The organism is Streptococcus sp. oral taxon 061 (assembly GCF_964211575.1).
Taxonomy (GTDB): domain Bacteria; phylum Bacillota; class Bacilli; order Lactobacillales; family Streptococcaceae; genus Streptococcus.
On the sequence record NZ_CAXOQQ010000003.1, the window covers coordinates 163,015 to 180,437 of the forward strand.

Here is a 17,423-nt window from a genome sequence, read left to right on the forward strand (position 1 = left end):
AGCGTCTAGAGGGAGGTTTATTTTTTGAGGAAAAATGTAATCGCTTACTAAAACTTAGAAAGGAACCATAATGGATAAGAGATTTTTTGAAAAACGTTGTCATTTTAGTATTCGTAAGTTTGCAATTGGTGCTGCTTCGGTTATGATTGGAGCTAGTATCTTTGGTCTTCAGGTAGCGCAAGCAGCTGAAACTGAAACGTCAAGTACCACTGAAGAAACAATTCATCAAGTTCAACCTTTGGATAAACTTCCAGATGATATAGCTGTAGCCATTGCAAAAGCGGAGCAAAATGGCCCACAAGATTTCGCTACCGAAAAAGAAGAAAAAGATACGGATGAAGCAGCAAAACCAGTAACTGAAGATAAAGTAACTGAGGAAACCAGTCCTAAGGAAAAAAAGGAAGCAGAAGTAGTTAGTCCTAAGGAAGAAAAAACTGAAAAAGCAGCTACTGAAGTGAATGAGAAAGAACCTACAGTGGCAGAAGTGAGTACTGAAAAGCCAGCAGTTTTGGAAGAACATACTGCTGAAGCTAATCAGAATAAACCGGTATCTGACGATAAGGCTAAGGAAGAAAAAACATCTTCAACAGACTTACCTCAAGTTACCAAAGAGAAAGAAAAAGAAGACCAACTTTTACAGGAAAGAAAACAAAATTTCAATAAAGACTGGTATTTTAAATTAAATGCTCAGGGTGATTTTTCGAAGAAAGACGTGGACGTTCATGACTGGTCTAAGTTGAACCTTCCTCATGACTGGAGTATCTATTTTGATTTTGATCACAAATCTCCTGCTCGAAATGAGGGAGGTCAATTAAATGGTGGGACTGCCTGGTATCGTAAGACCTTTACTGTAGACGAAGCTGCTAAGGATAAAGACGTCCGTATCAACTTTGACGGTGTCTACATGGACTCCAAGGTCTATGTAAATGGTAAATTTGTAGGTCATTATCCAAGTGGTTACAATCATTTTTCATATGACATTACTGAATTTTTAAATAAAGATGGCAGTGAGAATACTATTGCTGTTCAAGTGACTAATAAGCAACCAAGTAGTCGTTGGTACTCATCTATCGTGATGTGACGCTTAGCTATCGTGATAAGGTGCAGGTTGCTGAAAATGGAAATCATATTACAACTCCAAAATTAGCTCAACAAAAAGATGGCAATGTTGAAACACAAATCCAAAGCAAGATTAAAAATACTGCCAAGACTCTAGCCAAGGTATTTGTGGAGCAACAAATTTTTACTAAGGAAGGTAAAGCTGTTTCAGATTTGGTTCGTTCGGTAACCAAGAACCTAGCAGGAAATGAGACAGCAGACTTTAAGCAAACAATCTTGGTTAACAAGCCAACTCTCTGGACAACCAAAAGTTATCATCCTCAGCTCTATGTTCTGAAAACAAAGGTTTATAATGAAGGACAGCTAGTTGATGTGACAGAAGATACTTTTGGTTATCGTTATTTTAACTGGACAGCTAAAGAAGGCTTCTCACTGAACGGTGAGAGAATGAAATTCCACGGGGTTAGTATCCACCATGATAATGGTGCCTTGGGGGCAGAAGAAAACTATAAGGCAACCTACCGTAAATTAAAACTCCTGAAAGATATGGGAGTTAACTCTATTCGTACAACCCACAATCCAGCAAGTCCACAGTTGCTAGATGCTGCTGCTAGTCTAGGACTTTTGGTCCAAGAAGAAGCCTTTGACACTTGGTATCGTGGTAAGAAAACTTATGACTATGGACGCTTCTTTGACCAAGATGCAACTCACCCAGAAGCCAAGAAGGGTGAGAAATGGTCTGATTTTGACCTCAGAACCATGGTCGAACGAGATAAAAATAATCCTTCAATCATCATGTGGTCGCTCGGTAATGAAGTGGATGAAGCAGATGGTGGAGAACGTTCACTAGAAACAGCCAAGCGTTTGAAAGCTGTTATCAAAGCAATTGATACAGAGCGCTATGTGACTATGGGTGAAAATAAATTCAGTCGTGCTTCTACGGGCTTGTTCTTAAAATTAGCAGCAATCATGGATGCTGTAGGTATGAACTATGGAGAGCGTTTTTACGATGCTGTTCGTAAAGCCCATCCAGACTGGTTGATCTACGGTTCTGAAACTTCTTCAGCGACTCGAACACGTGATTCCTACTTTTATCCTGCTAAAAATCTCTATCACGATAATCGTCCAAATCGTCATTATGAACAATCTGATTATGGTAATGACCGTGTAGCCTGGGGTAGAACAGCTACTGAATCTTGGACCTTTGACCGTGATCGTGCTGGCTATGCAGGTCAGTTCATCTGGACTGGTTTTGACTATATCGGTGAGCCTACACCTTGGCACAACCAAGATCATACACCAGTAAAAAGCTCTTACTTTGGTATCATTGACACTGCAGGCTTGCCTAAGAATGATTTCTACCTTTACCGTAGTGAATGGTATAGTGTCAAAGAAAAACCAACTGTTCGTATCATGCCTCACTGGAATTGGACAGAAGAAACGCTCAAGGAACGTAATATGCTTATCAATGGCAAGGTTCCAGTTCGGACCTTCTCAAACGCTGCTAGCGTAGAATTGTTCTTGAACAACGAGTCCCTTGGTAAGAAAGAATTTACCAAGAAAACTACTGCGGATGGTCGACCTTATCATGAAGGTGCAAACCCTGGTGAATTGTATCTTGAGTGGTTGGTTGACTATAAACCAGGCACCTTAACAGCTATTGCTCGTGACGAAAATGGCAAAGAGATTGCGCGTGACAGTGTAACAACAGCAGGAGAACCTGCTAGAGTTCGTCTCACCAAGGAAGAACATGTTATCACTGCAGACGGTAAAGATTTGTCTTATATCCATTATGAAATTGTTGATGAAGACGGCAATGTCGTTCCAACAGCTAACAATCTTGTTCATTTCAATCTTCATGGGCAAGGGCAAATCGTTGGTGTGGACAATGGGGAACAAGCTAGCCGTGAGCGTTATAAAGCTCAGAAAGATGGCACATGGCAAAGAAAAGCCTTCAATGGTAAAGGTGTTGTCATTGTAAAATCTACTGAAAAAGAAGGGAAATTCACCCTTTATGCAGATTCTGCAGGTTTGGCTTCTGATCAGGCGACGGTTACAACCGTTTCAGGAAAAAAAGAAAATCGTCATTTTGTCGCTTTTGCCCCTGTTAAAGCAACTACTGATGTCAGCGAAAATCCAAAACTACCAGAGACAGTAACAGCTATTTATAGTGATGGTAGTGTCGAAGAAAAATCTGTGGTTTGGGCAATCCCAGATGATCTCCTTACAAGTGCTGGTGAGAAAAAAGTTCTTGGTAGTGTGGAAGGTCTCGAAGCTAAGGCTGAAGCCCTTGTTAAGGTCATTGCTCTTGATAAGTGGTTGCCTAAAGTTGCAACTGTACCAGTTGGTACAGCTACAGAGGATTTGGATAAAACGGTAACGGCTGTTTTGTCAGATGGTAACTTGGTTGATGCGGATGTCGTTTCTTGGACCTTGAAAGATCCTTCTGCCTTGACAAAAGAAGGTGGACGAACTGAAGCAACTGGTAAATTAGTAGGAAATGACTACGAGGTGACAGCAACCTTTATCGCAAGTAATCAGGAAACCGAAAGTACTGTTACAGGTCTCACGGTTGGAGATAAGACTCTTGAAAACTTTGAGCCTGGAAAGACCTACTACCGAGTATCCCTTCCTTACAGTGCTGAGATTCCAAGTGTCGGAGCACAAACAAGAGGCTATCAGGTAACAGTTCAACAAGCTTCAGCAGCTAATGATTATCAGGCTTCTGTATTCTTGAGTGACCAGAAGGGCGATTTAGTTCAAACTTATTTGATTCAGTTTGTGAAAGAAGCCCCTGCCTTGACACGCTTGGAAGTAAGTGTAGAAGGTAAAGAAAATGCAACAGAAGACCAAGTCCTTCCTTATCATGTCATTGGGCATTACGAAGATGGTACACAGACTGAATTTTCAGCATCAGATATTCACTTGGATGCTAGCTCTACTGATGGTGGGCATCTTGAAGTAAACGGACAGAACTTGCTACTTTACACTAAAGGTAGTGTGACGCTCACACCTCGTATTGACAATCAAACTGATAAGACTCAATCTGTAGCCACCGTAGTGGTCATCAAAGAAAACAAAGTAGCTAAGAAAATTGTTAAGCTTCATCCTGTTTCAATCTCTACAGATATCAATCAGCAACCAAATTTGCCTGATCAAATCGGAGCAGAATTTGACAAAGGTTTGCCTCGTAAGCTAGCTGTAACTTGGGACAAGGTGGATGAAAAAGAACTCGCTAGCTATCATAGTTTTACCCTTAAAGGTCATGTAGAAGGTACAGACATTGAAGCTATTGCAAATGTGACTGTTGAAGGATTGCAGGTTGCTGAAGAAATCAGCCTGACTCTTCCTAAGGGTGAAACGGTTCAATTACCAGCTAACGTTCGTGCCTACCATTCTAATGGAACAACTGTCTATAATGATGTCGTTTGGGATAAGGTGCCAGCTAACTTTAGTCAAACTGAAGGAATCTTTGAAATCAAAGGTCAATTGGTTGGTAGCTCTCTGACTACCAAGGCTCATGTTCGTGTTTCCAGTCAGGTTGTTGCGGGAAATAATATCTCGAAACAATGGACAGGTTCACAATTGCCAGCAGCTATCGTATCCAATACGGGTGGAGATGATTCGGCCAATACTCTAAACGACTTGACTGTTTCAAGAGCCAATACAGATGTCAAAAATCGATGGACAACATGGCAAACAAATACTGATAACGATTGGGCATCTATCTTGTTTGGTAACTCAGGTGATTTGACCAAGCGCTTTGTCGACAATCTTTCAGTTGATTTCTATACAGATGGTGCTATTGGACTTCCAAAAGAATATGTTATTGAATACTACGTTGGTCAAGAAATTCCAGATTTGCCAACTGATGTCAATCATGCTCAAGGAGATGCCAACCATCCATTTAACAATGCTGCCAACTGGAAAGAGGTTGAACATCTCAAAGCTCCAGGTCAATTATCCGCAAGTCAAACTAACCACTTTACGTTTGACAAGGTTGAGACCTATGCCGTTCGTATTCGCATGAAGAAAGCAAATGGAACGGATGGTGTCGGTTTGACCGAAATCACTATCTTGGGAAATAAAGTCCCAGCTGCTTCAAGTTCAGAGATTTCTATTAGAGTAGACGGTCAGAAGCTGGAACATTTCAATCCAGCTAAGACAGACTATCATATTCCTCAAGCTAGCAAAGTGATTACTGCAACAGCAAGCGACAATGGTTTGGTAACAATCGTTCCTGCTACAAGCCCAGAAGGAGCAACACGTCTCATTTTGAAGGCAGAAGACGGAACCATCTTGAAAGAGTACCGCATTTTCCGCGATGATCAAAAAGAATCTACGCAACCAGTAGCTGCCGAAAATGCTGCCATGACATTGAGTGTTGGTGATAAGCTTCAATTACCTACAGAAGTGACAGTCTACTATCCATCAGAAACAGATTGGACAAGAGATAAACTAGCCGTAGAATGGGATGCAGTCCCTGAACATGCGACAGACCAGGAAGGCACCTTTGAAGTCATCGGCCGTATTCTAGGAACCGAATTGACAACTAAGATGCAAGTAACCGTTCTAGCAAGAGGAAATCAGGTTATCTCTGAGAATGCAAGCAATAATGCGACCGACTCTAAAGCCTTTGCCTCTACTACAAACGATACCGATGCCGCTTCTAATGATAGAATCTTCTATATCAACGATGGGCGATTTAATGAGGATGGACGTTGGACTAACTGGTCTCGTACTCCAAAAAATCAGGAAGTGTCGGTAGGGGTTCTCTTTAAGAAGAACGGTCAGATTACACCTCGGTCTGTAGGAAAAGTAGCAATTCAGTTCTTCAAAGACAGTGGAACAGATGCACCAGCGACAATGGTACTCGAAAGATATGTTGGACCAACTTATTCTGAACCAAGCACCATTTCACGTTATGAAGAAAATGCTGATCATCCGTTTAACAAGGCAGAAAATTGGCAAGAAATTCCTTATAAGGCATCTGGAGCAATCGAGGCTGGTAAGCCAATCGAATTTACCTTTGATCCGATTCAGACAACCGCTATTCGCGCACGTATGACTCGCAAATCAACCACTAATGGTCTCGCAATGGTCGAGTTTAGTGCCTATTCTCCAGCCAAATCCAGTGATTCAGAAACACCTGCAGTGACAATTTCAATTAATGGAAAAGCATTGGAAAACTTTGATCCTGCGGTTTCAGAATATCGATTAACCGCTAATGGAGCGAAACCAGAGGTGACTGTCCAAACAAGCGGTCACGGTGTGGCGACTGTCGTTGAGTCAAATCAAGGCAACCTTCCAACACTTGTTCGACTCCTTGCTAAAGATGGTAGTCTTGTGAAAGAATATCGCCTTCACTTTGAAGCTGGTTCAGAAGCTAGTCATGCAGTGGATGATCAAGCTCTTGTTCTAGACCGTCCAAGTCTAGAAGTTGAGAAAGCTGTCATTCCATTCAAGGAAATTATTCGTGAGAATAGTGACTTAGCCAAAGATGAACGTCGTATCGTCTCAGAAGGTCAAAATGGAGAAAAGGTAGACTACGTCGAAGTATCAGGAACAAGTCGTAAGGTTGTTCATACTGAAACAAGAGATGCAAAAGATCAAATTGTTGAAGTAGGAGTGAAAGCAATTGTTACAAGTAGCAAGGGTGAGGAGCCTGCTCCAGTTCTTGAAATTCCAGAATACACAGATCCTATTGGAACTGTAGGTGAGGAGCCAGCCCCAATAGTAGAAGTCCCAGAATATAGCAACTCTATCGGTACTGCAGGAGACCAAGTAGCCCCAGTTCTTGAAGTTCCAGAGTTTAAAGGCGGAGCTAATTGGGTCGAAGCCGCTACAAATGAAGTCCCAGAGTTCAAGGGCGGAGCTAATTGGGTTGAAGCTGCTAAAAATGAAGTGCCTGAATTCAAGGGTGGAGTCAATGCTGTGCAAGCAGACAAGAACGAACTCCCAGAATACAAAGGAACTCTAGGAACCGCAGGAGATCAAGCGGCTCCAACAATCGATAAACCTGTTGCAGATATTCGAGGTTTATCTGATAAACCTTCAGAAACTCAGGCTTCTGCTGAGCAGACTCAGGGCTCACAAGTTCTTGGAAATGCTTCGGAAAAAGCAGTCTCAGCAAGACTTCCAGAAACTGGGGAAAGTCAATCTGATACAGCAATTTTCCTAGCAGGTCTCAGTCTAGCCTTATCAGTAGCCTTCCTAAATGGGAAACGCAAGGAAGAATAATGATTCATAACTCACTATTCTCAAAAGGCTGATCATTATAAAAAAAGGAGAAGACTATATAGTCTTCTCCTTTATTAATTGGGTAGTGAGGTGTATAATGAAAGTAAGAACAAGCATGAAGGAGTAGCTTATGAAAGTCATTGATCAGGCTTTACTGAAAAAAGTAATCATCGAGCGTCCTCGTTCTAGTCATAAGGGAGACTATGGTCGTCTTCTCTTGATTGGGGGAACTTATCCCTATGGGGGAGCGATTGTTATGGCTGCTTTAGGGGCGGTTAGAAGCGGTGCAGGCTTGGTGACAGTAGCAACGGATAAAGAGAATATTTTAGCTCTACATAGCCATCTGCCAGAGGCTATGGCTTTTGACCTTGGTGATAAGCAGTTACTTGAGCAACAGTTGCAGAAGGCTAATATTGTCTTGGTCGGACCTGGACTAGTGGATGATGAGCGTGGAGAAGGGCTTCTCCAAACAGTCTTTCATCATTTAAAGCAAGACCAGACCCTCATACTAGATGGTGGTGCCCTTTCTATTTTTGCTAAGAGGGGGATGAAATTTCCTAAAGCTAAGCTTGTTCTAACGCCACACCAAAGGGAATGGCAAGTCTTGTCAGGATTAGATTTGGATTCCCATGGAAGCGAGGAAACAGGGGAGGCCTTGAAGAGATTTCCTTCAGGAACGATTCTAGTTCAAAAAGGTCCTGCTACTCGAATTTGGCAAGCTGGTCAGCCTGAATATTATCAGTTAGAGGTTGGAGGTCCCTATCAGGCGACTGGTGGAATGGGAGATACTCTGGCTGGGATGATTGCTGGCTTTGCAGGGCAATTTCCTCGAGCAAGTCTCTATGAAAGAGTGACGGTAGCGACCTATCTACATTCAGCTATTGCCCAAGAACTAGCTGAGGACAACTTTGTAGTTCTGCCAACCACGATTAGTCAACATATTCCTGCATTCATGAAAAAAATACAAAAAGACACCTGAAAATATCAGGTGTCTTTTGATGATTAGAAGAGGCCTTTGACCTTATCTACAAGACCGTCAAGTCCTTCTGATCCTGAGACCAAAGCTTGTGCTTGGCTTAGGTACTCACCGAGTTGGTCCTTGTTTTCTTCGACAAATGTTTTTGCTGCAGAAAAATCTTTATTCTCAATTAGTTCTTTTACTTGATTAAACAAATCTAATGGGTTCATGAGTTTCCTCCTTTTCTACAATTCTATTCAATCATTTTTTTTCAAATCTTGCAAGAAACTTGACTCTTCAAATAAAGTTCAGAGGTGTCAAATGGTGCAAATTTTGATATAATTTTTAGTGATGAATTTTAGAAATAATCGGTATGTGGTTGTAGATTTAGAAGCTACAAGTACCGGAAGCAAGGCAAAAATCATCCAAGTTGGAATTGTAGTCATTGAAGATGGTGAGATTGTTGAGCAGTATGCGACTGATGTCAACCCTCATGAACACTTGGATTCTCATATCAAAGAATTAACGGGTTTGACTGATAAACGTTTGGCAAAGGCTCCAGAGTTTTCTCAGGTGGCTGAAAAGATTTTTGAACTGGTCAAAGACGGTATTTTTGTTGCGCACAATGTTCAGTTCGATGCTAATTTATTGGCAGAATTCCTCTTTTTTGAGGGTTATGAATTGCGCACGCCTCGTATCGATACAGTGGAGTTGGCTCAAATATTTTACCCTCAGCTTGAGAAGTATAATCTCGGCATTCTTTGCCAAGAGTTGGGGATTCCTCTAGAGCAAGCCCATTCAGCTCTATCTGATGCCCAAGCAACAGCAGAACTCTTTCTTTGTATGAGACAAAAGATGTTTGGACTGCCAAAAGGGTTGTTGGAGCGCTTATTGAGTTTATCAGACAGCTTACTCTATGAATCTTACCTAGTTATCGAGGAAGTTTATCAGAAGCAGTCTCTCCTCGTTGAGCATGATTTGGTAGAAGTGCAAGGTTTATTTTTGAGAAAAGAAAAGCCAGTCCTTTCTCCACGTAAACTCTCAAAAGATTTCCAAACTAATATTGCCTTGCTAGGTTTGGAGGAGAGAAGTCAACAAGAAGAATTTGCCCAAAAGGTTCAAGAGTTTTTACAAGGGGAAGCCATTTCCTTTATTCAGGCTCAAACAGGAATCGGGAAAACCTATGGTTACCTGCTACCGGCCTTGTCACTTGAGAATGAAGGGGGAATCCTACTCAGTGTTCCGACTAAAATCCTTCAAAATCAGGTGATACAAGAGGAGGCTAAAAGACTAGAAGAGATTTTCCATATCTCTATTCATAGTCTTAAGGGTCCTCAGAATTACTTGAAGCTAGATGCCTTTCATGCAGCGCTAGAGGAAGAAGAGTCCAATCGTTTGTATACTCGTTTCAAGATGCAACTTCTAGTTTGGTTGACTGAAACAGAAACAGGAGATTTAGACGAAATTGGTCAGCTATATCGCTACCAGCAGTTTTTACCGAACTTGGTACACGATGGTAATCTTCACAAAGACTCTCTCTTTTGGCTAGAGGATTTTTGGAAACGAGGTCAGGACAAGGCTCGTTCTTGCAAGTTGGTTGTGACCAATCATGCTTACTTAGTTACCCGACTTGAAGATGATCCTAGTCTCTTAGAAGGGCGTCTCTTGATTTTAGATGAAGCCCAGAAAATCTTGTTGACATTGGAAAATCTTTCTCGAAAATCTTATTTGCTAACGGATTTGCTAGAGCAACTTGACCAAGCTATATCGAGGGAAGAAGGTATGCTTCAAAGACGCTTGCTAGAGAGTATTCGTTTTGAGCTTTCTTATCTGCTGGAGCAGTTTCTATCTGGCAAACGTAAGATGTGCCCAGCTAGTAGCATTGACAAACTCCGACAAGATTTTTCTGAGTTGAATTTACCAGAATTTAAAGATTATCAGAAGTTTTTTGCATCTGAGGGAGAATTTTGGTTATCGACTTCAGATGTGTCTAGTAAGAAGGTTGAAATAACTTCTAGTCGCAATCAGCGTTTGCTCTTTTCTGAAATCTTTCCAGACTCCTGTCAGCTCTTAGCAATCTCCGCAACTTTAGAAATTAGTGGTCGTGTTTCCTTGCCGGAACTTTTGGGTTTCCCTCAAGCAACCTTTTATTGTCTAGACGAACAGTTTCAAGAAAATCAGGAAATTTTATTAGTGAATGATTTTCCGTTGGTGACAGAAATTTCATCTGAGGAATATGCACAAGCAATTGTAGAAGTTCTAGAAGAATTATTCCAGTTTAAAGAACCCATTCTAGTCTTGTTTACTGCAAAAGATTTATTGTTGCAGGTATCTGATACTTTAAGAATTCCCCATTTAGCCCAATATAAGCATGGGGAACCAGCACAATTGAAAAAACGCTTTGAAAAAGGAGATCGTGAGCTCTTACTTGGTGCGGGGAGTTTCTGGGAAGGTGTCGATTTTTCAAGACATCCTCGGGTTATTGAAGTGGTGACTCGTTTACCTTTCCAAAACCCAGAAGATCCTTTTACTAAAAAGATGAACCAAGAGCTCCGTCTTGAAGGGAAAAATCCTTTTTACGATTATCAGCTTCCTATGGCCATTATTCGCCTCAAGCAAGCGATTGGAAGAACCATGCGTCGAGTGGGGCAACGCTCTGCAGTTCTGATTCTAGATAGCCGCATGGCAAGTAAACGCTATGGTAAGCAAATCAGCAAGTCTTTAGCTCGAAGCAATCGCGTTAGAGTCATTAGCCGAGAGCAAATTTATATCAATGTTCAAGAATTTTTAAATAAATAATGAAATGAATACCTGAAAGAACGAAGGAGGCCTTTTATGAAACGTTCTCTCGACTCTAGGGTCGATTATAGTTTAATATTACCAGTATTTTGTTTGTTGGTGATTGGAGTCGTAGCTATTTATATAGCAGTTAGTCATGACTACCCAAACAATGTTTGGCCCATACTTGGACAACAACTGGCTTGGATTTCGCTAGGGATTGTTTTTAGCTTCATAGTCATGTTTTTTAACACAAAATTTCTCTGGCAGTCCACGCCTTATTTATATGGACTCGGTCTAGCCTTGATGGTCTTGCCTTTAGTCTTCTACAACCCAAGTTTAGTAGCTGCAACTGGTGCGAAAAACTGGGTGTCAATCGGTGGTTATACACTCTTTCAACCTTCCGAATTCATGAAGATATCCTATATTTTGATGCTGGCATACCTTATCGTAACCTTTACCAAGAAACATAAAGACAAAGAACGAACGATTGGCCTAGATTTTCTATTGATTTTGTGGATGATCGTTTTCACGATGCCAGTTATGGTTTTACTAGCCTTGCAAAGTGACCTTGGAACAGCTATGGTTTTTGTTGCAATCTTTGCAGGACTTGTCTTATTGTCTGGTGTTTCTTGGAAGATTATTATTCCAATTTTTGTAGCAGTTGTGTCCGCGATTGCAGGCTTCCTAACAATCTTTATCACAAAAGACGGGCGTGCGTTTATGCATCAGATTGGGATGCCAACTTATCAGATAAATCGTATCCTAGCTTGGCTCAATCCCTTTGATTATGCCCAAACGACTACCTATCAACAGGCGCAGGGGCAAATTGCGATTGGTAGCGGTGGAATTTTTGGCCAAGGCTTTAATGTGTCTAATCTCCTTATTCCAGTCCGCGAGAGTGACATGATTTTCACAGTAATTGCGGAAGATTTTGGATTTATTGGTTCAGTTGTTGTGGTTGCGCTCTATCTACTGCTCATCTATCGCATGTTAAAGATTACCCTAAAATCCAATAATCAATTTTATACCTATATCTCAACTGGATTTATCATGATGCTCTTGTTCCATATCTTTGAAAATATTGGTGCGGTTACTGGTCTTCTTCCTCTGACAGGGATTCCTTTGCCCTTTATTTCCCAAGGGGGATCCGCTATTATCAGTAATCTAATTGGTGTCGGTTTGCTGTTATCAATGAGCTACCAAACTCATTTAGCTGATGAAAAGAGTGGTCGAACAAGATTCAAACGTAAAAAAGTTGTGTTGAAAAAAGTGAAATAAGGAGGTCGCTATGCCTAAAGTTGCAGTTATCCTAGCAAACGGCTTCGAAGAAATCGAAGCCTTGACGGTCGTAGATGTCATGCGCCGCGCAAATATCACCTGCCATATGGTAGGATTTGAAGATAAAGTGACAGGTTCACATGCTATTCAAGTTCAAGCTGATCGGGTGTTTGATGGTAATTTATCAGAGTATGACATGATTGTCCTTCCAGGAGGTATGCCTGGTGCTGCCCACTTGAGGGACAATGAACAATTAATCTCTGAGCTTCAAAGATTTGAGGAAACCGGTAAAAAAGTAGCAGCTATCTGTGCTGCTCCAATTGCTTTGAATCGAGCTGGTCTCCTAGAAGGAAGAAACTTCACCTGCTATGATGGAGTCCAAGAACAAATTGCTGACGGTCACTACCACAAAGAAACAGTCGTAGTGGATGGAAATGTTATCACTAGCCGTGGGCCAGCAACAGCTTTAGCCTTTGCTTACCACTTGGTTGAAACATTGGGCGGAGATGCTGAGTCTCTAAGAAATGGCATGCTCTACACAGACCTATTTGAAAAATAATGAACAAACTGAGGAGAATCTTTCTTGATGGAGAAGATTCTTCTCTTTTTTAATGGCAAAAACCAAGGTAAACATCGCTTTTTTTTATAAAAAATGGTATAATGAAGGGTATGAAATATCACGATTACATCTGGGATTTAGGTGGAACCCTGCTTGATAATTATGAAACTTCTACAGCAGCTTTTGTAGAAACATTAGCAGAGTTCGGGATTGAGCAGGAACACGATAGTGTTTACGAGGCTTTGAAGGTTTCGACTGCCTTTGCCATCGAAAAGTATGCTCCAGGTATTGAAAACTTTCTTGAAAAATATAAGGAAAATGAAGCCCGAGAGCTTGAACATCCAGTTTTGTTTGATGGGATTCCTACTCTTTTAGAAAATATTTCGGACCAAGGTGGCCGTAACTTCTTGGTTTCTCATCGAAACGATCAAGTATTGGAGATTTTAGCGAAAACTGAGATAGCTCTTTACTTTACAGAAGTAGTGACGGCTAGTTCAGGTTTTAAACGCAAGCCTGATCCTGAATCGATGATTTATTTACGTGATAAGTATCATATAAGGTCAGGTCTAGTCATTGGTGACCGTGCCATTGATGTAGAAGCAGGACATGCTGCAGGCTTAGATGCCTATCTCTTTGAGGATGTTGTGTCCTTAAAACAAGCAATAGACATGTAAGAAAAAGGGGAAAAATGACAGAAGATATTAAAAACCAACAGGCACAAGATTATGATGCCAGTCAAATTCAAGTTTTGGAAGGTCTGGAAGCAGTTCGTATGCGTCCAGGGATGTACATCGGTTCAACTTCGAAAGAGGGTCTTCACCACCTAGTCTGGGAAATCGTAGATAACTCTATCGACGAAGCTTTGGCGGGATTCGCTAGTCATATCGAGGTCTTTATTGAACCGGATGATTCAATTACAGTTATCGATGATGGTCGTGGAATTCCAGTTGATATCCAAGAAAAAACAGGACGTCCTGCCGTTGAAACAGTCTTTACTGTTCTTCACGCCGGAGGTAAATTCGGCGGTGGCGGATACAAGGTATCTGGTGGACTCCATGGTGTAGGATCATCAGTTGTAAATGCTCTTTCTACTCAGTTGGATGTTCGCGTTCATAAAAATGGAAAGATTCACTACCAAGAATACCGTCGTGGACATGTTGTTGCAGACCTTGAGGTGATTGGGGATACGGATAAAACAGGAACAATCGTTCACTTTACTCCAGACCCAGAAATTTTTACTGAGACAACGACATTTGATTTTGATAAATTAAATAAACGGATTCAAGAGTTAGCCTTTTTGAACCGCGGGCTTCAAATCTCTATCACTGACAAACGTGAAGGACTTGAACAAACCAAGCATTATCACTACGAAGGCGGGATTGCGAGCTACGTTGAGTACATCAACGAAAACAAGGATGTTATCTTTGATACACCAATTTACACAGATGGTGAAATGGATGATATTACAGTCGAAGTTGCGATGCAGTACACAACGGGTTACCACGAGAATGTCATGAGTTTCGCCAACAATATTCATACCCATGAAGGTGGAACACATGAGCAAGGTTTCCGTACAGCCTTAACTCGTGTTATCAATGACTATGCTCGTAAAAACAAACTTCTAAAAGATAACGAAGATAACCTAACAGGTGAGGATGTCCGTGAAGGATTGACAGCCGTTATCTCTGTGAAGCATCCAAACCCTCAGTTTGAAGGACAAACTAAGACAAAACTTGGAAATAGTGAAGTTGTGAAGATTACCAATCGCCTCTTCAGCGATGCATTTTCAGACTTCCTTTTGGAAAATCCACAGATTGCTAAGCGCATCGTTGAAAAAGGGATTTTGGCTGCCAAAGCGCGTGTTGCTGCCAAGCGTGCGCGTGAAGTTACACGTAAGAAATCTGGTTTAGAAATTTCAAATCTTCCAGGAAAATTAGCGGACTGTTCATCAAACAATCCAGCTGAAACTGAACTTTTCATCGTCGAAGGAGACTCTGCAGGAGGTTCTGCAAAATCAGGACGTAATCGTGAGTTCCAAGCCATCTTACCAATTCGTGGTAAAATCCTTAACGTTGAAAAGGCAACTATGGATAAAATCCTTGCTAATGAGGAGATTCGCAGTCTTTTCACAGCTATGGGAACAGGATTTGGCGCTGAGTTCGATGTTAGCAAAGCTCGCTATCAAAAACTGGTTATCATGACAGATGCTGATGTCGATGGAGCCCATATTCGTACTCTCTTGTTAACTCTGATTTATCGTTATATGAAACCTGTTCTAGAGGCTGGTTATGTTTATATCGCTCAACCACCAATTTACGGTGTCAAAGTTGGTAGTGAGATTAAAGAATATATTCAACCTGGAGCAGACCAAGAAATCCGCCTACAAGAAGCCCTAGCTCGCTATAGCGAAGGTCGTTCTAAACCAACCATTCAACGTTATAAAGGTCTTGGAGAGATGGATGACCACCAACTTTGGGAAACTACTATGAATCCTGAACATCGTCTCATGGCTCGTGTATCAGTAGATGACGCTGCAGAAGCAGATAAGATTTTTGATATGCTCATGGGTGATCGAGTAGAACCACGTCGAGAATTTATCGAAGAAAACGCTGTTTACAGTACTCTTGACGTATAAAAATATTGGGAAATAGTTCCCAAGGTTTGAAAAATATGATATAATCATTACAATTGTGTCATGTATAAAAGGAGTTTGATATGTCAAATAATCAGTTGATTATTACTTTGATTGGAATTGCAGTCCTGCTTCTTATTGCTTTTGCAGTAGCAATTTTGCTACGTAAACGAAATGAGAGTAGACTTGTAGCTTTAGAAGAAAGAAAAGAAGAACTATATAACCTTCCTGTTAATGATGAGGTAGAGGTTGTAAAAAACATGCATCTGATTGGTCAAAGTCAGGTTGCTTTTAGAGAATGGAACCAAAAATGGGTAGATTTGTCTCTTAACTCTTTTGCAGATATCGAGAATAACCTCTTTGAAGCTGAAGGATACAATAACTCATTCCGTTTCTTGAAAGCTAAGCACCAGATTGATCAAATTGAAAGTCAAATCCAACTTGTTGAAGAAGATATTGCAGCAATTCGTAATGCCTTATCTGAGTTGGAAAAACAAGAATCAAAAAATAGTGGACGTGTTCTGCATGCCCTAGATTTATTTGAGAAACTACAAAACACTGTAGCTGAAGATCCTGAAAAATATGGTCAAGCTCTTCCAGAAATTGAAAAACAATTGGAGAACATCCAATCTGAGTTTTCTCAATTTGTAACCTTGAATTCTTCGGGAGATCCGGTTGAAGCAGCAGGCATTTTAGATAACGCTGAAAATCATATTTTAGCTTTGACACATATCGTTGAAAGAATTCCAGCGATTGTCACTAAGCTTACTATTGAATTGCCAGAACAACTTGAAGATTTAGAAGCTGGTTACCGCAAGCTTTTAGATGAAAACTACCATTTTGTAGAAACTGATATCGAATCTCGTCTTCAACTTCTCTATGAAGCCTTGAAGAATAATCACGAAAATATCCGTACATTGGAGTTGGATAATGCAGAGTATGAAAACACTCAAATCCAAGAAGAAATCAATGCACTTTATGATATTTTCACTCGTGAAATTGCAGCCCATAAAGCTTTTGAGAAATTGGTAACTACCCTTCCTACCTATCTTAAACACTTGAAAGAAAACAATCAGGTACTAGTTAAAGATATCGAACGTCTTGGGAAAACCTATTTGATTTCAGAAAGCGATGTGAATCGAGTTCGTCGTCTTCAAGCTGATATCTCAGCCTTGAATGCTACTATTGAAGAAATGAATAATGCAGAGTCAGAAGTTTCAGAAGCATATTCTGTCTTACAAGAACGTTTGGAAAATCTCCAATCTACATTAAAAGATATTGAAGATGACCAAATCGGTGTTAGTGAGCGTCTTGTTCAGATTGAAAAAGATGACATCAATGCTCGTCAAAAAGCAAATGTATATGTCAACCGTCTGCATACGATTAAACGCTACATGGAGAAGAGAAATCTTCCAGGAATTCCACAAAAATTCTTGAAGCTCTTCTTTGATGCAAGTCACAGTACAGAAGACTTGATGGCTGAGTTAGAACAAGCTCAAGTGAATATCGAATCTGTTAATCGCATCCTTGAGATTGCGACAAATGATATGAATATGTTGGAAGAAGAAACATACAGTATCGTTCAAAATGCAACATTGACAGAACAATTGCTTCAATATTCGAACCGTTACAGATCATTTGATGATCGTATTCAACAAGCTTTCCAAGAAGCTTTGAATATCTTTGAAACAACATTTGATTATCAAGCATCTTTCGAAAAAATCTCTCAAGCATTAGAAGTTGCTGAGCCTGGTGTTACCAATCGCTTCGTTACTTCTTATGAAAAAACAAGAGAAAGTATTCGTTTCTAATTTATAAAAGAATCCTAGATTTTTCTAGGGTTCTTTTACTTTTCTTTACCTATTTTAAATATTTTTATTCCATGTTTTCATTGAAATTATAGTTCATATTTGATA

Annotated in this window: 8 protein-coding genes and 1 pseudogene; 8 read left to right on the forward strand and 1 reads right to left on the reverse strand. The window is 40.6% G+C overall.

The genetic code is table 11. The annotated features are described in order from the left end of the window. The first annotated feature begins 70 nt into the window (after positions 1-70). A pseudogene (locus tag AB8E63_RS03550) lies at positions 71-7,299 on the forward strand (SIALI-17 repeat-containing surface protein). Positions 7,300-7,429: 130 nt separating this feature from the next. Then, on the forward strand, positions 7,430-8,278 hold the full coding sequence (locus tag AB8E63_RS03555; RefSeq protein WP_368909970.1) for an NAD(P)H-hydrate dehydratase: 849 nt from the start codon (positions 7,430-7,432) through the stop codon (positions 8,276-8,278). 23 nt (positions 8,279-8,301) lie between these two features. Here AB8E63_RS03555 and AB8E63_RS03560 read toward each other — a convergent pair whose 3' ends face one another. Continuing rightward, positions 8,302-8,487, reverse strand: a complete 186-nt coding sequence (locus AB8E63_RS03560; protein WP_006148859.1) for a hypothetical protein — start codon at positions 8,485-8,487, stop codon at positions 8,302-8,304. Positions 8,488-8,608: 121 nt separating this feature from the next. On the opposite strand from AB8E63_RS03560, the gene AB8E63_RS03565 reads away from it, so the two are divergent. From AB8E63_RS03565 to ezrA, 6 genes are all read left to right on the forward strand, one after another. Beyond that, entirely contained in the window at positions 8,609-11,056 is a 2,448-nt protein-coding gene (locus AB8E63_RS03565; protein WP_368909972.1) for a bifunctional DnaQ family exonuclease/ATP-dependent helicase, read from the forward strand. Between the two features lie 36 nt (positions 11,057-11,092). Then, entirely contained in the window at positions 11,093-12,316 is a 1,224-nt protein-coding gene (locus AB8E63_RS03570; protein ID WP_368909974.1) for an FtsW/RodA/SpoVE family cell cycle protein, read from the forward strand. Positions 12,317-12,326: 10 nt separating this feature from the next. Beyond that, entirely contained in the window at positions 12,327-12,875 is a 549-nt protein-coding gene (locus AB8E63_RS03575; RefSeq protein ID WP_247912986.1) for a DJ-1 family glyoxalase III, read from the forward strand. 110 nt (positions 12,876-12,985) lie between these two features. Next, positions 12,986-13,549: an HAD family hydrolase gene (locus AB8E63_RS03580; RefSeq protein ID WP_368909976.1), complete on the forward strand. Its 564-nt coding sequence runs from the start codon at positions 12,986-12,988 to the stop codon at positions 13,547-13,549. A 14-nt stretch (positions 13,550-13,563) separates the two neighbouring features. Further along, positions 13,564-15,510: a DNA topoisomerase (ATP-hydrolyzing) subunit B gene (gene gyrB, locus AB8E63_RS03585; protein WP_368909978.1), complete on the forward strand. Its 1,947-nt coding sequence runs from the start codon at positions 13,564-13,566 to the stop codon at positions 15,508-15,510. Positions 15,511-15,590: 80 nt separating this feature from the next. Then, complete coding sequence (ezrA, locus tag AB8E63_RS03590; protein WP_368909980.1) at positions 15,591-17,318, forward strand: septation ring formation regulator EzrA; 1,728 nt, start codon at positions 15,591-15,593, stop codon at positions 17,316-17,318. The last annotated feature ends 105 nt before the right edge of the window (positions 17,319-17,423 follow it).